Source organism: Streptantibioticus silvisoli (assembly GCF_027947535.2).
Lineage (GTDB): Bacteria > Actinomycetota > Actinomycetes > Streptomycetales > Streptomycetaceae > Streptantibioticus_C > Streptantibioticus_C silvisoli.
The window spans coordinates 61,149-80,052 of record NZ_JAAGKO020000042.1 but is presented as its reverse complement, the minus strand read 5'-3'; the positions used below and the strand labels follow the sequence as shown (position 1 = coordinate 80,052).

Sequence of the window (18,904 nt, the reverse complement as noted above, 5' to 3'; positions counted from 1 at the left end):
GGCTTGGAGGGCCCCCACCAGGGATGTCATGGCAAAGGTCCGGACCAGTTATGCAAAGCGCTTGCGTTGGGTGCGGTAATCTTGCGGTGTGACGCGTCGACTTGCTGAAGTGGCAGAGAAGGTCGGGGTCAGCGAGGCGACCGTGAGCCGGGTGCTCAACGGGAAACCCGGGGTCTCCGATGCGACCCGGGCGGCCGTGCTGACCGCGCTGGACGTGCTCGGCTACGAGCGGCCCACCCAGTTGCGGGGTGAACGCGCGCGGCTGGTGGGGCTGGTGCTGCCGGAGTTGCAGAACCCGATCTTCCCGGCGTTCGCCGAGGTCGTCGGTGGGGCGCTCGCCCAGCAGGGGCTGACGCCGGTGCTGTGCACGCAGACGCAGGGCGGCGTCTCGGAGGCCGACTACGTGACGTTGCTGCTGCAACAGCACGTGTCCGGTGTGGTGTTCGCCGGCGGGTTGTACGCGCAGGCCGACGCACCGCACGGGCACTACCGGTTGCTGGCGGAGCGGAACCTGCCCGTGGTGCTGATCAACGCCGCCATCGGCCACCTGGGCTTCCCGCAGGTTTCCTGCGACGACGCGGTGGCGGTGGAGCAGGCCTGGCGCCATCTGGCGTCGCTGGGGCACGAGCGGATCGGGCTGGTGCTGGGGCCGCTGGACCACGTTCCGTCGCAGCGGAAGCTGGCGGCGGCGCGGCAGACGGTGACCGCGGCCGGCGGGGAGCTGCACGAGGAGTTCGTGGCGCACGCGATGTTCTCGCAGGCGGGCGGACAGGCGGCGGCCGGGCGGCTGTTGGACCGCGGGGTGACCGGGGTGATCTGCGGCAGCGACGTGCTCGCCCTGGGAGTGGTGCGCGGCGTGCGGCGCCGCGGACTGCGGGTGCCGGAGGACGTGTCGGTGGTCGGGTACGACGACTCCGCGTTCATGAACTGCGCCGATCCGCCGCTGACCACCGTCCGGCAGCCGATCGAGGCGATGGGCCGGGCCGCGGTGCAGCTGCTGACCACGCGGATCGCCGGAAAGCCCGTCTCCACCGACGAGTTGCTCTTCGAGCCGGAACTCGTCGTGCGCGCCTCCACCGCCCCCGCCCGGCCCCGCCAGCGCTGAGGGGGCGACCGCCGCGGCGGCCACCCCCTCCGACCTGCTTGGTGCGCACCCCGTTGACCGACCGGTGCGCACCCCGTTGACGTACCCGGTGCACCCCGTCGACCCGGCCGGTCGTCGCACCGTTGACGCGTCGGCCGCACCGTGCCGACCCACCCGCGAGGCACCCCGAGAGGCACCCCGTGACGTGCCCCGCGGGCGGATCCGCGTCGTCAGGACGCGTACGCCTCGAACTCCGAGAGCTGGCCGGCGGACCAGGCGGTGTTCGCGGTGAAGGTCAGCCGCAGGTACCGGGTGCTGGTACCGGACGGCAGGGTGATGGTGACGCTGTTGCCGCCGTTGTTCGGGTCGAAGGTGTAGCCCTTCGAGGCGACGACGGTGGAGTAGCTGGAGTTGTCGGTGCTGTCGAGCACCGACAGGGTCTGGGTGCGGGCGCCCCACGAGGTGCTCGGCGGGAGCTTGAGCACCAGGCGGCCGACCGGCTGGGCCGAGCCGAGGTCGACGGTGAAGGACGCCGGGAAGGCGTTGTCGGCCGACTCCCAGTAGGTGTTGGCGTTGCCGTCGACCGCGTTGGAGGCGACGTAGACGTCCTGGTGGCCGGTGTCGGTGACGGTCTTGTTCAGCGCCAGGTTGCCGGTGCCCGGGGGAGTGCCGCCGCCGCCGGGGTTGCCGCCGTTGGGGGTGGGCCAGGTGGTGCAGTCGTTCCAGGTGCTGCTCCAGCCGGAGTTGCCGCCGCCGTCGACGACGCTGAACGTCCCGGTGCCGGTGGGGTAGGGGCAGTTGTAGATGCCCGCGGCGCCGACCCCGGTGGCGGTGACGTTGGAGAACGTCGCCGAGCCCTTCGTCTCGTTCTGCACGACGACGGTGCCGCTGTTGGTGACCGTGGCGCCGTTGACGGTGACGCCGGAGATCGCGTTGCCGGTGCCGCTGCCGGAGACGAACTCGAAGGCGCTGTAGGGGCTGTCCTTGATGACGGTGTTGGTGATGTTGACCGGGTTGGTGATCGCGTAGTCGTAGGAGTCGACCCGCAGCGCGCCCATCGGGTGGTTCCAGTTGGGGTTCAGCGCGCCGCCGCGCTCGATGGTGTTGCTGTCGACGGTGATCGTGCCGGACAGCGGGAAGAACGGCGAGGCGAACGCCTGGTTGGAGATGGCGATGCCGGAGCCGAGCGCGTTGGTGTCCTGGACGTAGTTGCCCTTGACGGTCAGGTTCGAGCCGCCGTACAGGGCGATGCCGTTGGCCAGGTTGGGCTGGATGACGGTGTTGTTCAGGAACGAGTCGTTGCTGTCCGCGGCGTTCAGCGACCACATGGCCAGGCCGTCGTCACCGGTGTTGCGGACGTAGTTGTTCGACACCACGGCGCCGGTGGCGGTGCCGTTGATGTTGACGCCGTCGGCGGTGGTGTCCAGGATCCGGTTGCCGGTGACCTGGAGGTTGGTGTTGTTGCCGGTCAGCCACAGGCCGCACTTCTCGTGCTGGACCCAGATGCCGGAGACCACCGAGTTGGCGCCGAGGCTGCCGTTGACGAAGTTGTCCGGCGAGCTGTCGTTGCGGGTGGTGACCTCGCCGAACGCGGCGAAGTTCTCCAGCTTCACCCCGCCCTGCGGGTTCGACAGGTCGAACAGGTGGGTGCCGTGCAGCTCCGAGTACCACATGCCCGCGCCGATGACGGTGAGCCCGTCGACCTGGAGCGGGGAGCTGATGGTGAACACGCCCTGCGGGATCCACAGCACCTTGCCGCCGGAGCGGGCCGCGGTGATCGCCTGGTTGAAGGCGTTGGTGGAGTCCGCCGCGCCGGTCGGGTCGGCGCCGTAGGTGGTCGGTGAGACCGAACCGGACGGCTGGGAGGCGGCCGCCGCGACCTGCTCGAACTGCGCCATGTCGATGGTGAACGGGCCGCCGGTGCTGTCGGAGTCGACCTGGACCTTGACCTTGGCGCCGACGGCGAGGTTCTGGCCCAGCAGCAGGCGCGAGTCGTCGAACAGGTGGTGGGTCTTGGAACCCACGATGTTGCCGGTGTTGACGTAGGAGTACTTCGAGGTCACCGGCAGCGTCTGGCTGATCCGGGTGCCGTTGACGTAGACCGCCAGCGAACCGGAGCTGCCCTGCGGCAGGTTGTACGTCACGTCGATCGCGTTGGCCGGCGCGGTCAGCGTGAACTGCACGTACTGGCCGGTCCCGGAGAGCTGGACCGCCTTGCGGCCGGAGGCCTCGGAGGCGACGGTGCCCTGGGTGTAGTCGGGGCCGATCACCGTGCCGTTGGTCGAGCCGTTCTCGGCCTCGTACGTGGTGAACGGCACCGTCGCGCCGGAACCGCCGGTGACCGCCGCGGGCCGGGTGGTCGCCGGGCGCGGTGCGGGGCCGGCCGCCGAGGCCGGGGCCGCGAGGGCGACCGCGGTGGCGCACACGGCCGCCGCGGCGATCAGACGGCCGGTCAGCCGTCTGCTGGCTGGACGGACGGGTGTGGGGTGGCTGTCCATCGGAAGCTGCACCTTCTTGGAGGTAGTGGCGGACGCCGCCGTCGGCGGCCGCCCACGGGCCGTGCAGTGCGGGGATCGTGGCACACCATAGGAGTCCGTTGCGCAAGACATCAAGGTGTATGCGCAAAGAAGAATATGATCTTCGCAATTAGCTGCGCAATCTTGCGCAAGAACCTTGCTGCTTGCGCAACGCGTCGGTACGTTGACCCCACCGCGCCCGGCACAGGGGCCTGGCAATGGGAAGGGTTCACCATGAAGAGATTCCGCCACCGGGGGCTCGCAGCAGCAGCCCTGGTCGTCGCCGTCGGTCTGACCGGAGCGGCCTGCGGCACCAGCAGTAGCGGCGGTGGCGGCAACGCCCCGGCCGGCCCCGCGGACGCCTCGGCCCCGCTGGCCCACGACGCCAAGGTCACCATCAGCGTCGACTGCATGCCGCCGGCCACCAAGAAGGCGGAACTCAAGGAGTGGAACGAGGACGTCGCCACGTTCCACAAGACCTACCCGAACGTCACGGTCCAGGGGAAGTCCACCACCGGCCAGTGCGAGGACCCGGCCACCTTCGCCGCCCAGTTGAAGGGCGGCACCGAGCCGAACGTCTTCTACAGCTACTTCACCGACCTCCAGCAGGTCCTCAACTCCGGCCAGGCCGCCGACATCACCCCCTACGTGACGGCCAAGTCGCTGCCCACCCTCGGCGACATCCAGCCCGACGTGCTCAACGTGCTCAAGGACAGCGGCAAGCTCTACGGGCTGCCCACCAGCAACTACACGATGGGCATCCTGATCAACCGGGCGCTGTTCAAGCAGGCCGGCCTCGACCCCGACAAGCCGCCGGCCACCTGGGCGCAGGTGCGCACCGACGCCAAGGCCATCGCCGCCCTCGGCCACGGCACCGCCGGCTACGGCGACTACTCGGCCGGCAACAACGGCGGCTGGCACTTCACGGCCGAGATGTACGGCCTCGGCGGCGACGTCACCACCGCCGACGGCACCAAGGCCGACTTCGACAACGCCAAGGGCCGGCAGATCCTGCAGAACCTGCACGACATGCGCTGGACCGACAACAGCATGGGCCAGACCCAGCTGCTCAAGTGGGGCGACCTGCAAAAGCAGATGGTCTCCGGCAAGCTCGGCATGTTCATCGCCGCGCCCGACGACATCACCTACATGGTCGAGGTCCTCGGCGGCCACTACCAGGACTACGGCATGGGCCCGATGCCCGGCGGCCAGGGCACCCTGCTCGGCGGCAACGACTACTTCTTCAAGAAGGGCGACACGCCCGACCAGATCAAGGCCGGCATCGCCTGGCTGAACTTCAAGTTCTTCACCGAGGGCCAGGGCCAGTTCGACTACGCCCGTACCAAGGCCGACGCCCTCCCCGTCGGCCTGCCGGAACCGGAGTTCTTCACCGGCGCCAGCAAGGCCACCGACGACAAGCTCAAGGCCGCCAGCGCCACCATGCCGGTCGCCAACTTCACCGCCTTCGCCGACCACCCGCTCACCGGGCACGCCGAACCGCCGAACGCCCAGGAGATCTACAAGGTGCTCGACAACGCCATGTCCGGCGTGCTGACCAACAAGAACGCCAATGTCGGCAGCCTGCTGTCGACGGCGTCCAGCCAGGTCGACCAGGTTCTGGCGAACAGCCAGTGACGACGCCCGCCGCGAGCCGGTCCGTCCCGCACGGACCGGCCCTGCCACCGGCCGGCCACGGCACCCGCGCCCCGGGCGAACTCGCCCCGGGCGCGGGCCGCCGCGATCGCGGCGCCCTGCGGCGCTCGATCCGCCGGAACCTGACCGCGTACGCCTTCCTCGTCGGCGCGCTGCTGTGCTTCGCGCTCTTCTCCTGGTTCCCGATGGTCCGCGAGGTCATCCTGGCCTTCCAGCGCACCCACCGCGGCACCACCACCTGGGCCGGCTGGCACAACCTGCGCCAGATCACCGCCGACCCCGCGTTCTGGCAGGCCTGGCGCAACACCGCCCAGTTCACCGGCTACGCGCTGGTGCTGGGCTTCGCCGTGCCGTTCGTCGTCGCCGTCGTGCTGAACGAACTGCGCCACTTCCAGGGCTACCTGCGCATCCTGGTCTACCTGCCGGTGATGCTGCCGCCGGTCGCCTCGGTGCTGCTGTTCAAGTACTTCTACGACCCCGGCTACGGCCTGTTCAACGAGATCCTGCACGCCCTGCACCTGCCGACCTCGCAGTGGCTGCAGTCCACCCACACCGCCATGCTCTCGGTGGTCATCGCCTCCACCTGGATGAACATGGGCGGCGCCACCCTCATCTACCTCGCCGCCCTGCAGGGCATACCCGGCGAGCTGTACGAGGCCGTCGAGCTCGACGGCGCCGGACTGCTGCGCAGGGTCTGGCACGTCACCATCCCGCAGACCCGGCTGGTGCTGTCGCTGCTGCTGCTGATGCAGATCATCTCCACCATGCAGGTCTTCACCGAGCCCTACCTGCTGACCGGCGGTGCCGGCCCGCAGGGCTCCACCACGACCGTCGTCTACCTGATCTACCAGTACGCCTTCAACTTCGACAACTACGGCGCCGCCGCCGCGCTCGGCCTGGTCCTGCTCATCGTGCTCGCCGTCTTCTCCGGCATCTACGTGCGGCTGAACCGCGAGACCGGCGAGTAGAGGGGACCTGCGACATGGCAACCACCGACCTGCGGCCCAGGACCTTGATCTCGCCGGCCCAACTGAACCGGCCGCGCGGCCGGTTCCTGTACTGGACCGTGCTCGCGCTCGTGCTGGCCGTCTTCACCCTGGTCTTCCTCGGCCCGCTCTACTGGATGATCACCGGAGGGCTGAAGACCACCCACGAGATCATCCAGAGCCCCCCGACCCTCTACCCGCACCACCCCAGGCCCGCCGAGTACGGCAAGGCGTGGAGCGACCTGGGCCTGGGCCGGCTGCTGATCAACACCTTGTACTACGCGTTCGGCGCGCTGGCCTTCCAGCTCGTCCTGGACGTCTCCGCCGCCTTCGCGCTGTCCAAACTGCGCCCGGTGCTCGGCAAGGCCGTGCTGGGCATGATGCTCGCCACCTTGATGATCCCGGCCACCGTGCTCGTCGTCCCGCAGTACCTCACCGTGCTCGACGTGCCGCTGATCCACCGCAACCTGCTCAACAGCCCCTGGGCGATCTGGCTGCCGTCGGTCACCAACGCCTTCAACATCTTCCTGCTCAAGCGGTTCTTCGACTCCATCCCCCGCGAACTGCTGGAGGCCGCCGAGATCGACGGCGCCGGACCGCTGCGCACCCTGTGGGCGGTGATCCTGCCGATCTCCCGTCCCATCCTCGGCGTGGTGTCCATCTTCGCGGTGGTCAACGTCTGGAAGGACTTCCTGTGGCCGATGCTCACCGAGCCCGACCCGGGCAAACGCACGCTGGGCGTCGGCATCTACGCCCTGTCCACCGGTGTCACCGAGAACGAGGTCATCGCCGCCCTCGCCATCGCCTCGGTGCCGACCGTGGTGATCTTCCTGTTCTTCCAGCGCAACATCATGGCGGGCCTGAGCGCCGGAAGCCTCAAGGGCTGACGCCGCCCCGCAGAACCGAACCCGCAGGCCCATGACACCCCGAAAGGACCGGTCCGTGGCCGACACCCCTCCGACCCGGCGGCACGAGAACTGGTGGCGCGGCGCGGTGATCTACCAGATCTACCCGCGCAGCTTCGCCGACGGCAACGGCGACGGCACCGGCGACCTCGCCGGAGTCCGCGCCCGGCTCGGCCACCTGGCCGACCTCGGCGTCGACGCCGTCTGGTTCAACCCCTGGTACCCCTCGCCGATGGCCGACGGCGGCTACGACGTCGCCGACTACCGCGGCATCGACCCGGCCTTCGGCACCCTGGAAGAGGCCGAGAAACTCATCGCCGAAGCCCTCGACCTGGGCATCCGCACCATCGTCGACATCGTCCCCAACCACATCTCCGCCGCCCACCCCTGGTTCGCCGCCGCCCTCGCCTCACCGCCCGGCAGCCCCGAACGCGACCGCTTCTGGTTCCGCCCCGGCCGCGGACCGGACGGCTGCGAACCGCCCAACAACTGGCCCTCGCAGTTCGGCGGCCCGGCCTGGACCCGCACCAAGAACGACGACGGCACCCCGGGCCAGTGGTTCCTCAACCTCTTCGACTCCCAGCAGCCCGACCTCAACTGGGACCACCCCGACGTCCGCGGGGAACACGAGGACGTCCTGCGCTTCTGGTTCGACCGCGGCGCGGCCGGCGTGCGCATCGACTCCGCCGCCCTGCTCACCAAGGACCCCGGCCTGCCCGACCTGCCCGAACCCGTCGGCAGCGCCGTCCCGGCACCGCACCCGTACACCGACCGCGACGACCTGCACGACATCTACCGCTCCTGGCGGCGGCTCGCCGACGGCTACCCCGGTACCCGGGTGCTCATCGGCGAGGTCTGGATGCCGGACATGGAACGCTTCGCCCGCTACCTGCGGCCCGACGAGATGCACACCGCGTTCAACTTCGACTTCCTCAGCTGCCCCTGGGACCCCGAGCGGCTGCGCGCCTCCATCGACACCACCCTCGCCGCGCACCGCCCGGTCGGCGCGCCCGCCACCTGGGTGCTGTGCAACCACGACGTCACCCGCACCGTCACCCGCTACGGCCGCGCCGACAGCGGGTTCGACTTCGCCACCAAGGCGCACGGCGTCCCCACCGACCTGGCCCTGGGCACCCGGCGGGCCCGCGCCGCCGCCCTGCTCACCCTGGCGCTGCCCGGCTCGGTCTACGTCTACCAGGGCGAGGAACTCGGGCTCCCCGAGGCCGAGGACATCCCCGCCGACCGCCGCGCCGACCCCATGTACCTGCGCACCGGCGGCACCGACCCCGGCCGGGACGGCTGCCGGGTGCCGCTGCCGTGGTCCGGCACCGAACCGCCCTACGGCTTCGGCCCGGCCAGCGCCGACCCCTGGCTGCCGCAGCCCGCCGACTGGGCCGACCGCACCGTGGAGGCGCAGCGCGCCGACCCCGGCTCCATGCTGTCGCTCTACCGCACCGGGCTGCGGCTGCGCCGGGCCGAGGACGCGCTCGGCGACGGCCCCATGCGGTGGCTGGACTCGCGCCCCGACGTGCTGGCCTTCGGCCGCGGCGACGCCTTCGCCTGCGTCGTCAACCTGGGCCCCGACCCCGTCGAGCCGCCCGCGCACCGCGAGCTGCTGCTGGCCTCAGGACCGCTCGACGGCGACCGGATTCCCCCGGACACGGCGGTGTGGCTGCGGATCTGACGCCGGGCCGGCGCCGACCCCGGGCCGGGTACTGACCTCGCGTCAGTCGCCGGCCCCGGGTCGTACCGCCGGCTCCGGCCCGGACCACCGCGGAGGAAGCCGCACCGCCGGGCGGGCGGCGGCGCGTTCGCCCGGCGTGCGCGCCGCCGCCCGGATCACCGCGGGCCGCAGGGCCCGCGGCGGCCCCGCCGGATCACGCCGGTCCCGCCAGATGGCGGACCGGGTGGTCCAGTGGAATGCCGGAGCCGTCCCGGCGCGGATCGGGTTCGGGCAGGGCGACCGGGGAACCGTCCGCCCGGCTCGCCCGCACCGGGGTTGCCCCGGCCCACGCCAGCACCAGCCCGTTCTCCCCGCGCAGGAACCGCTGGCAGCGCACACCGCCGGTCGCCCGGCCCTTGCGCGGGTACTGGTCGAACGGCGTCAGCTTGACGCTGCCCTGACCCCCGCCGTCCAGCGTGTCCTCGGCCCCCGCGACGGTGAACACCACCGCGTCGGCGGCCGGGTCGACCGCGGTGAAGCAGATCACCTTCACCCCGTCCGCCAGCTTGATGCCCGCCATGCCGCCGGCCGGCCGGCCCTGCGGACGCACCTGCCCGGCCGGGTACCGCAGCAACTGCGCGTCGTCGGTGATGAAGACCAGGTCCTCCTCACCGGTACGCAGCTCGGTGGCGCCGACCAGGACGTCGCCCTCCTTGAGCCCGATGACCTCGAACTCGTCCTTGTTCGCCGGGAAGTCGGGCACCACCCGCTTGACGGTGCCCTGCTCGGTGCCCAGCGCCAGACCCGGCGACGACTCGTCCAGCGTCGACAGGCACAGCACCCGCTCGTCCTCCGCCAGCGGGACGAACTCCGATACGGCCGCACCGCCCGCCAGCGTCGACGCGCCGTGCGGCAGCGCCGGCAGGTCCACCACCGGCACCCGCAGCAGCCGCCCGGCCGACGTCACCACGCCCACGTCGCCGCGCGTGGTGGCCGGCACCGCCGAGACCACCATGTCGTGCCGCTCCCGCTTGCCGCCCCTCGCCAGCGACTCCGCGCCCGCGGTGCGCGCCAGCAGCCCGGTGGCCGACAGCAGCACCCGGCACGGGTCGTCGGAGACCTCCAGCGGCACCGCCGCCACCGGCATCGCCCCGGCGTCCAGCAGCACCGTCCGCCGCGGCGTGCCGTAGTTCTTGGCGACCGCGGCCAGCTCCGAGGAGACCAGCTTGCGCAGCTCGGTGTCGGACTCCAGCACCCGGGTCAGCTCGGCGATCTCCGCGTTCAGCCGGTCGCGTTCGGACTCCAGCTCGATCCGGTCGAACCGGGTCAGCCGGCGCAGCGGGGTGTCCAGGATGTACTGGGTCTGCACGTCCGACAGCGAGAAGTGGTCGATCAGCCGCTGCTTGGCCTGTGCGGAGTTGTCCGACGAGCGGATCAGCCGGATGACCTCGTCGATGTCCAGCAGCGCCACCAGCAGGCCGTCGACCAGGTGCAGCCGGTCCGCACGCTTGGTGCGCCGGAACTCGCTGCGCCGCCGCACCACGTCGAAGCGGTGGTCGACGTAGACCTCCAGCAGCTCCTTCAGGCCCAGCGTCAGCGGCTGGCCGTCCACCAGGGCCACGTTGTTGACGCCGAACGACTCCTCCATCGGCGTCAGCTTGTACAGCTGCTCCAGCACCGCCTCGGGGTGGAAGCCGTTCTTGATCTCGATGACCAGCCGCAGGCCGTGCAGCCGGTCGGTGAGGTCCTTGACGTCCGCGATGCCCTGGAGCTTCTTCGAGCCGACCAGGTCCTTGATCTTCGAGATCACCTTCTCCGGGCCGACGGTGAACGGCAGTTCGGTCACCACGATGCCCTTGCGGCGCGCCGTGACGTTCTCCACCGTGGCGGTCGAGCGGATCTTGAAGGTGCCGCGGCCGTTCTCGTACGCGTCCCGGATGCCGTCCAGGCCCACGATCCGCCCGCCGGTGGGCAGGTCCGGGCCGGGGATGTGCCGCATCAGCGCGTCGAGGTCCGCGTTGGGGTGCCGGATCAGGTGCCGGGCGGCGGCGATGACCTCGGCGAGGTTGTGCGGCGGCATGTTGGTGGCCATGCCCACCGCGATACCGGAGGCGCCGTTGACCAGCAGGTTGGGGTACGCGGCCGGCAGCGTGAGGGGCTCGCGCTCCTGGCCGTCGTAGTTCGGCGCGAACTCGACGGTGTCCTCGTCGATCGACTCCGTCATCAGTATCGCGGCCGGCGCCATCCGCGACTCGGTGTACCGCATGGCGGCCGGCGGGTCGTCGTTGCCGAGCGAGCCGAAGTTGCCGTGCCCGTCGACCAGCGGCAGCCGCATGGAGAAGCCCTGCGCCATGCGCACCAGGGCGTCGTAGATCGACGCGTCACCGTGCGGGTGCAGCTTGCCCATGACCTCGCCGACGACGCGGGCGCACTTGACGTACCCCCGGTCGGGGCGCAGGCCCATCTCGTTCATCTGGTAGACGATGCGCCGGTGCACCGGCTTGAGACCGTCGCGCGCGTCGGGCAGGGCGCGCGAGTAGATGACCGAGTAGGCGTACTCCAGGTAGGAGCCCTGCATCTCGTCGACGACGTCGATGTCGATGATGCGTTCTTCGAAATCGTCCGGAGGCGGGGTCTGCGTGCTGCGGCGGGCCATCGGGCGGCTGCTCCTTCGGCGGGACCGTGGGGTGGACGGGGACCATTGTGGCCCGTGCCGCCGACAGCGCCGACCACGACCCGGTCCGGAACCCCTTGGGGTGACGTGGACTTCACACACCTCACCCGGTGTTCCCTAGAGTGGCAGTCCACCGTTTTCGCGACCGGAAGGACAGTTCGCCCATGGGTCACACGGCCACATCGGAGGCAGAGTCCGGCGGCCTCACCGCCACCGAGTACCGCCTCGCCAACGGACTGCGGGTGGTGCTCTCCGAGGACCACCTGACGCCGGTAGCGGCGGTCTGCCTCTGGTACGACGTCGGCTCCCGCCACGAAGTCGCCGGCCGCACCGGACTCGCCCACCTCTTCGAGCACCTGATGTTCCAGGGCTCCGCGCAGGTCACGGGCAACGGGCACTTCGAACTGGTGCAGGGGGCCGGCGGCTCGCTCAACGGCACCACCAGCTTCGAGCGGACCAACTACTTCGAGACCATGCCCGCCCACCAGGTCGAACTGGCCCTGTGGCTGGAGGCCGACCGGATGGGCAGCCTGCTGACCGCCCTGGACCAGGAGTGCCTGGACAACCAGCGCGACGTGGTCAAGAACGAACGCCGCCAGCGCTACGACAACGTGCCCTACGGCACCGCCTTCGAACGCCTGACGGCCATGGCCTACCCCGGCGACCACCCGTACCACCACACCCCGATCGGGTCGATGGCCGACCTGGACGCCGCCTCGCTGGAGGACGCCCAGGCGTTCTTCCGCACGTACTACGCGCCGAACAACGCCGTGCTGGCCGTCGTCGGCGACATCGACCCCGAACGCACCCTGGCGTGGATCGAGAAGTACTTCGGCAGCATCCCGGCGCACAGCGGCAAGCCCACCCCGCGCGACGGCTCGCTGCCCGGCGGCATGGGCGGCGAGGTCCGCGAGGTCGTCGCCGAGGACGTGCCCTCCCGCGCCCTGATGGCCGCCTACCGGCTGCCGCACGACGGCACCCGCGAGGCCGACGCCGCCGACCTGGCGCTGACCGTCCTGGGCGGCGGGGAGTCCTCCCGGCTGCACAACCGGCTGGTGCGCCGCGACCGCTCCGCCGTCGGCGCCGGCTTCGGCCTGCTGCGGCTGGCCGGCGCCCCCTCCCTGGGCTGGCTGGACGTCAAGGCGTCCTCCGGCGTCGAGGTCGGGGCCATCGAGACGGCCGTCGACGAGGAGCTGGCCCGGTTCGCCGAACACGGCCCGACGGCCGAGGAGATGGAACGCGCCCAGGCCCAGCTGGAGCGCGAGTGGCTGGACCGGCTCGCCACCGTCGGCGGCCGCGCCGACGAACTGTGCCGCGCCGCCGTGCTGTTCGGCGACCCGCAGAGCGCCCTGACCGCCGTCAAGCGGGTCCTGGAGGTCACCGCCGAGGAGGTCCGCAGCGTCGCCGCGCGACACCTGCGCCCCGACAACCGGGCCGTGCTGGTCTACGAACCCACCGGCGGCGACGCCGGCTCCGCTCCCGTCGAGGAAGAGGGCGAGAACGCCTGATGACCGAGGCCGTCACCACCACGATGACCTTCCACCCCCGCCCGGTCGGCGGCGCGCCCACCCCGTGGGCGTTCCCCGCGCCGGAACGCTCCACACTGGCCAACGGCCTGACCGTGCTGCGCTGCCACCGCCCCGGCCAGCAGATCGTCGCCGTCGAGGTGCTGCTCGACGCGCCGGTGGAGGCCGAGCCCGAGGACGTCGAAGGGGTCGCCACCATCATGGCCCGCGCCTTCTCCGAGGGCACCGAGGCGCTCGACGCCGAGGAGTTCGCCTCCGAGATGGAGCGCTGCGGCGCCACCCTCGACGCGCACGCCGACCACCCGGGCGTGCGGCTGTCGCTGGAGGTGCCCGCCTCCCGGCTCGCCAAGGCGCTCGGCCTGCTCGCCGACGCGCTGCGCGTCCCGGCCTTCCCCGCCGACGAGATCGGCCGGCTGGTCGCCAACCGGCTCGACGAGATCCCGCACGAGTTGGCCAACCCCGCCCGCCGCGCCTCCTACGCGCTGTCCGCCGAGCTGTTCCCGGCCGACTCGCGGTTCTCCCGCCCCCGGCTGGGCTCCGAGCAGTCCGTCGCCCGGGTCGACGCCGCCGCCGTCCGGGCGTTCTACCGCGCCCACGTGCGCCCCGCCACCGCCACCGCGGTCGTGGTCGGCGACCTGTCCGGCATCGACCTCGACGAGCTGCTGGCCGCCACCCTGGGCGCCTGGACCGGCGACGCCGCCGCCCCCCGCCCGGTGCCGCCGGTGGTGATCGACGACCACGCCCGGGTGGTCATCGTCGACCGGCCCGGCTCGGTGCAGACCCAGCTGCTGATCGCCCGCGGCGGCGCCGACCGGCACGACGCGGTCTGGCCGGCCCAGGTCCTCGGCGTCTACAGCCTCGGCGGCACCCTGACCTCCCGGCTGGACAAGGTGCTGCGCGAGGAGAAGGGCTACACCTACGGCGTCCGCGCGATGGCCCAGGTGCTGCGCTCCGGCCCGGACGGCGACGGCGCCTCGCTGCTGGCCATCAGCGGCTCGGTGGCCACCGAGGTCACCGGACCGGCGCTCGCCGACACCTGGCAGGTCCTGCGGGTGCTCGCCGAGGGCGGGCTGACCGACGACGAGCGCGACGTCGCCGTGCAGAACCTGGTCGGCGTCGCCCCGCTGCGCTACGAGACCGCCTCCGCGGTCGCCGGCACGCTGGCCGACCAGGTCGAACAGCACCTGCCGGACGACTACCAGGCCCGGCTGTACGAGCGGCTGGCCAACACCGGCACCGTCGAGGCCACCGCCGCCGCGGTCAACGCCTTCCCGCCGGACCGGCTGGTCGTGGTGCTGGTCGGCGACGCCGCCGCCATCGAGAAGCCGGTGACCGAACTGGGCATCGGCCCGGTCACCGTCGTGCGCGGCTGACCTCCGGCGGACATTCCACCGGGCCCCGGCACCTTCATTACCGGTGCCGGGGCCCGGCACGTCACAACCACATTCCCCATGGAATTCCGTTGTACGGCATCCGCTTTCCCGGTCGCGTCGAATACAGTCAGGGAATGGCGACCGGTGAAAAGGGCTCGGAAAGCACCCCGAAGGACAGTTCGCGCCACCCGTCCGCGTCGGCGAGAACGGTGTGCGAGGCGATCCGCGACGACATCGTCAGCGGCCACTACGTCCCCGGCGGCCGGCTCACCGAGGACCTGCTGGCGAAGCGGTACGGCGTCAGCCGGGTCCCGGTGCGCGAGGCGCTGCGCACCCTGGAGTCCGAGGGCTTCGTCCGCACCCGGCGGCACGCCGGCGCCTCGGTGGCCGAACCCAGCGAGCAGGAGGCGCTGGACCTGCTGGAGATACGCGGCCTGCTCGAACCGCTGGCGGTGGCCCGGGCCGCCGCCCGCCGTACCGAGCAGCAACTGCGGGTCCTGCGCGGCCTGGTGCGGCTCGGCCAGGTCAGGGCCCGCGAGGGCGAGCTCGCCGACCTGCCGGCCCTGGACGGCTGGTTCCACGAGACCCTCACCCAGGCCGCCGCCAGCCCCGGCCTGACCTCGCTGCTGACCCAGCTGCGGCGCAAGATCTCCTGGATGTACGCGGTCGAGCTGCCCGGCCGCGCCGAGGCCGCCTGGGCCGAGCACGGCGCGATCACCGACGCGGTCGCCCGGCACGACGTGGAACGCGCCCGCGCCCTGACCGCCGCTCACGTCGCCCGCTGGAGCGGCGCCCACCGGCTGCGCACCTCGAAACATCCAGTAAACAAAAAGCGCGACGGAATTTAACATGCGGCCCGTACAACTGTGTCGTACGGGCCGATGACATTGTCCTGCGAATTACCGGGGGACTTCCCCGCGGCGGTGCCGCCCGAATTCACGGGGAAGGCGGCCTGCGACTTCGGGACGCCGGAATACCCCGGCCGAACGGATCACGGTCCGCCCGGCCGGGGCGGGCGGGAATCAGGCGTCCGGCAACGCTTCCAGCCCCTCGGCGACCAGCTTGGCCAGCCGGTCGAGCGCCGGCCCGGCGTCGTCGGCCGCACTGGCCAGCACGACCTCCTGGCCGCCCTTGGCCCCCAGGCTCAGCACCCCCAGCATCGACGCGGCGTTGACCGGTCCCGGCCCGTCCGGACGGGCGATGGTCACCGGCACCCCGAGCGAGGTGGCGGCACGGACGAAGACGGACGCGGGACGGGCGTGCAACCCTTCGGCCCAGCCGACGGTGACACGGCGTTCAGTCATGGTGGTGCCCCTTCTGATCCTGTGTTCTGCGGCCCCCCGCGCCCCGGCATGGGGAAGACGGGACGGACACTCCGCGCCATCAGCCTAGGGCGGCGGCGCATCGCGGGGCGCTGTTGTCGGACACCCGGCCTACGCTGAGGGTCATGGAGACCTCACCCGGCTACCCGGTGCACTGGGAAGCGGATGTGGTGCTGCGGGACGGCGGCACCGCCCACATCCGCCCGATCGCCCCCACCGACGCCCAGCGGCTGGTCGACTTCTACGAGCGGGTCTCCGACCAGTCGAAGTACTACCGGTTCTTCGCCCCCTACCCCCGGTTGTCCGACCGCGACGTGCACCGCTTCACCCACCACGACTACGTCGACCGGGTCGGACTGGCGGCCACCATGGGCGGGGAGTTCATCGCCACCGTCCGCTACGACCGCATCGGCGACGACGGCGCCCCGGCGGTCGGCGAGGCCGACCGGGCCGAGGTCGCCTTCCTGGTCCAGGACGCCCACCAGGGCCGCGGCGTGGCCTCCGCCCTGCTGGAGCACATCGCCGCCGTCGCCCGCGAACGCGGCATCCGCCGCTTCGACGCCGAGGTGCTGCCCTCCAACGCCAAGATGGTCAAGGTCTTCACCGACGCCGGGTACACCGCCCGGCGCAGCTTCACCGACGGCGTGGTCCACCTCGACCTCGACCTGTCGCCCACCGAGGCGTCGGTGGCCGTCATGCGCGCCCGCGAACAGCGTGCCGAGGCCCGCTCCGTCCAGCGGCTGCTCGCCCCCCGCTCGGTCGCCGTCATCGGCACCGGCCGCGACGAGTCCGGCGTCGGACGCACCCTGCTGCGCCACCTGCTGGCCGCCGGCTTCACCGGCCGCGCCTACGCCGTCAACCACCACTTCGACCCCGGCCTGCGGTGGCTGGAGCCCGAGGGCGTCCCCGCGCACCGCTCGGTCGGCGACATCGGCGAGCCGGTCGACCTGGCGATCCTCGCCGTGCCCGCCGAAGCCGTCCCCGAGGCGGTCGCCGACTGCGGCACCCACGGCGTGCAGGGCCTGCTGGTGGTGGCCAACGGCTACGCGGAGTCCGGCGCCGAGGGCCGCGACCGCCAGCGCGCGCTGATCCGCCAGGCCCGCTCCTACGGCATGCGCGTCATCGGCCCCAACGCGTTCGGCGTGCTGAACACCGCCCCCGACGTCCGGCTGAACGCCTCGCTGGCACCGCAGGCCCCCGCCCCCGGCCGGCTGGGGGTGTTCACCCAGTCCGGCGCCATCGGCATCGCCCTGCTGGCCGGACTGCGCCGGGCCGGCGGCGCGCTCGGCGCGGTCTCCACCTTCGTCTCGGCCGGCAACCGCGCCGACCTGTCCGGCAACGACCTGCTCCAGTACTGGCACGACGACCCGCGCACCGACGTGGTGCTGATGTACCTGGAGTCCATCGGCAACCCGCGCAAGTTCACCCGGCTCGCCCGCCGCACCGCCGCCGCCAAGCCGGTGGTCGTGGTCAAGGGCGCCCGGCACTCCGGCAGCCTGCCGCCCGGCCACACGGTGCCGGCCACCCGCATCCCGGACACCACCGTCTCGGCGCTGTTCCGCCAGGCCGGCATCATCCGGGTGGACACCGTCACCGAACTGCTGGACACCGGCCTGCTCCTGGCCCACCAGCCGCTGCCGCGCGGCGGCCGGATCGGCATCCTGGGCAACTCCGAGTCGCTGGCCCTGCTCGCCTACGACGTCTGCATGGCCACCGGACTGCGCCCGGCACCCCCGCACGACCTCACCACCGAGGCGTCGGCCACCGACTTCCGGGAGGCGCTGGCCGGCGCCCTGGCCGACGAGGCGGTCGACGCCGTCGTGGTCACCGCCATCCCGCGGGTCGGCCCCGCCGACAGCGCCGACCCCGACAGCGGCGACGACCCCGCGCTGGCCGACGCGCTGCGCGCCGCGGTGGCCGGCGCCGGCAAACCGGTCGTCGTCGTCCACCTCACCCTCGACGCCCTCGCCGACCGCCTGGCCGCCCCCGAACCGACCGCCACGCCCCCGGGGGACACCGCACCGCCGGCCCACGCACCCTCCGCCGACACCGCACCGGCCCGCACGCCTGCGGGGCCGGGGGACACCCCACCCCCGCCGGACACCCCACCCCCGTCGGAGGCCACGCCCCCGCCGGACACCGCACCGCCGCGCGACACCGCACCGCCGGCCCGCGCACCCTCCGCCGCCCCCGAACCGCCGGGTGCCTCCTCCGCGGCCGGGTTCATGCCGCGTCCCGGCAGCCCGGCGCCGCCCGCCGACGGCGCCGGCAGCCACCCGGCGCCCCGCCCGCCGCACGAACCCAGGACGTCCGGCATCCCGGCCTACCCCTCGGCGGAACGCGCGGTGCGGGCGCTGGCCTACGCGGTGCGGTACGCGCGCTGGCGCAAGGAGGCCCGGGCGCCGGGCCGGGTGCCGGAGCTGGAGGGCGTCGACGAGGCCGCCGCCCGCGACGACGTCGACCGGCTGCTGGACGGCGACGCCGGACCGGCCGGCCAGGGCCGCACCCTCGACGACGAGGCGGCCCGCGCCCTGCTGGGCCGCTACGGCATCCAGGTGCGGCCCGCGCTGCCCGCCCCGGACGCCAACACCGCCGTGCGGGCCGCCGACCGGCTCGGCTACCCGGTCGCGCTGAAGGCCACCGCGCCCCACCTGCGGCACCGCGCCGACCTCGGCTGCGTGCGCCTGGACCTGGCCGGCGACGCCGACCTGCGCCGCGCCTACGCCGAGTTGACCGAGCGGCAGGGCCGGGCCGGCGAAGTGCGGCCGGTGGTGCAGGCGATGGCGCCGCGCGGGGTGGACACCGTGGTGCGCGCGGTGGTCGACCCGGCGGCCGGGGCGGTGCTGTCCTTCGGCCTGGCCGGGGCGCCGGCCGAACTGCTCGGCGACCTGTCGCACCGCCTGGTGCCGGTCACCGACCGGGACGCCGCCGAACTGGTGCGTTCCATCAAGGCGGCGCCCATGCTGTTCGGCTGGCGCGGATCGGAACCGGTGGACACCGCGGCGCTGGAGGAACTGCTGCTGCGGGTCTCGCGGCTGGTCGACGACCTGCCCGAGGTGGTCTCCGTCGCGTTGGAGCCGGTCGTGGTGGCCCGCAGCGGGCTGGCGGTCCTGGGCGCCACCGTGCGGCTGGCCCCGCCGCCGGCCCGCGGCGATCTGGGCCCGCGGGCGCTGGCGGTGCTGTGAACGGCGACCCCGGGCGG

General features: G+C 72.5%; 12 protein-coding genes. 9 read left to right on the top strand and 3 right to left on the bottom strand.

The genetic code is table 11. From position 1 onward, the window contains the following. The first annotated feature begins 88 nt into the window (after positions 1–88). A complete protein-coding gene (locus POF43_RS25035; RefSeq protein WP_271313798.1) occupies positions 89–1,105 on the top strand; it encodes a LacI family DNA-binding transcriptional regulator in 1,017 nt (338 codons plus the stop codon). A gap of 209 nt (positions 1,106–1,314) precedes the next feature. Here the strand turns inward: POF43_RS25035 and POF43_RS25030 are convergent, their stop codons facing one another. After that, positions 1,315–3,582 carry a discoidin domain-containing protein gene (locus POF43_RS25030; protein WP_271322878.1) on the bottom strand — a complete coding sequence of 756 codons (2,268 nt, stop codon included), beginning with the start codon at positions 3,580–3,582 and terminating at the stop codon, positions 1,315–1,317. A 252-nt stretch (positions 3,583–3,834) separates the two neighbouring features. On the opposite strand from POF43_RS25030, the gene POF43_RS25025 reads away from it, so the two are divergent. Genes POF43_RS25025 through POF43_RS25010 form a run of 4 tightly spaced genes read left to right on the top strand, consistent with a single transcriptional unit; the run spans position 3,835 to position 8,828 of the window. Then, positions 3,835–5,235, top strand: a complete 1,401-nt coding sequence (locus POF43_RS25025) for an extracellular solute-binding protein (protein ID WP_271322877.1) — start codon at positions 3,835–3,837, stop codon at positions 5,233–5,235. Between the two features lie 41 nt (positions 5,236–5,276). Continuing rightward, positions 5,277–6,221 carry a carbohydrate ABC transporter permease gene (locus tag POF43_RS25020; RefSeq protein WP_372516117.1) on the top strand — a complete coding sequence of 315 codons (945 nt, stop codon included), beginning with the start codon at positions 5,277–5,279 and terminating at the stop codon, positions 6,219–6,221. 29 nt (positions 6,222–6,250) lie between these two features. Next, the gene (locus POF43_RS25015; protein ID WP_271313809.1) at positions 6,251–7,126 is read left to right on the top strand and encodes a carbohydrate ABC transporter permease; all 876 of its coding nucleotides are present in this window, start codon (positions 6,251–6,253) and stop codon (positions 7,124–7,126) included. 31 nt (positions 7,127–7,157) lie between these two features. Then, positions 7,158–8,828 carry a glycoside hydrolase family 13 protein gene (locus tag POF43_RS25010; protein WP_271322876.1) on the top strand — a complete coding sequence of 557 codons (1,671 nt, stop codon included), beginning with the start codon at positions 7,158–7,160 and terminating at the stop codon, positions 8,826–8,828. Positions 8,829–9,021: 193 nt separating this feature from the next. Here POF43_RS25010 and POF43_RS25005 read toward each other — a convergent pair whose 3' ends face one another. Further along, entirely contained in the window at positions 9,022–11,463 is a 2,442-nt protein-coding gene (locus POF43_RS25005; RefSeq protein ID WP_271313802.1) for a DNA gyrase/topoisomerase IV subunit A, read from the bottom strand. A 182-nt stretch (positions 11,464–11,645) separates the two neighbouring features. Between POF43_RS25005 and POF43_RS25000 the strand changes: the two genes are divergently transcribed. The 3 genes from POF43_RS25000 to POF43_RS24990 all read left to right on the top strand — a co-directional run bounded on the left by POF43_RS25000 (position 11,646) and on the right by POF43_RS24990 (position 15,228). Further along, entirely contained in the window at positions 11,646–12,989 is a 1,344-nt protein-coding gene (locus POF43_RS25000) for a M16 family metallopeptidase (protein WP_271313803.1), read from the top strand. Next, positions 12,989–14,380 (top strand): M16 family metallopeptidase, encoded by a 1,392-nt coding sequence (locus POF43_RS24995; protein WP_271322875.1) that lies wholly within the window; start codon positions 12,989–12,991, stop codon positions 14,378–14,380. The genes POF43_RS25000 and POF43_RS24995 overlap by 1 nt, the downstream gene beginning before the upstream one ends. Before the next feature lie 134 nt (positions 14,381–14,514). After that, the gene (locus POF43_RS24990) at positions 14,515–15,228 is read left to right on the top strand and encodes a GntR family transcriptional regulator (RefSeq protein ID WP_271313805.1); all 714 of its coding nucleotides are present in this window, start codon (positions 14,515–14,517) and stop codon (positions 15,226–15,228) included. 174 nt (positions 15,229–15,402) lie between these two features. Here the strand turns inward: POF43_RS24990 and POF43_RS24985 are convergent, their stop codons facing one another. Continuing rightward, positions 15,403–15,684, bottom strand: a complete 282-nt coding sequence (locus POF43_RS24985; protein WP_271313806.1) for an HPr family phosphocarrier protein — start codon at positions 15,682–15,684, stop codon at positions 15,403–15,405. Positions 15,685–15,827: 143 nt separating this feature from the next. Between POF43_RS24985 and POF43_RS24980 the strand changes: the two genes are divergently transcribed. After that, positions 15,828–18,887 (top strand): bifunctional acetate--CoA ligase family protein/GNAT family N-acetyltransferase, encoded by a 3,060-nt coding sequence (locus POF43_RS24980; RefSeq protein ID WP_282704762.1) that lies wholly within the window; start codon positions 15,828–15,830, stop codon positions 18,885–18,887. Positions 18,888–18,904 lie beyond the last annotated feature (17 nt).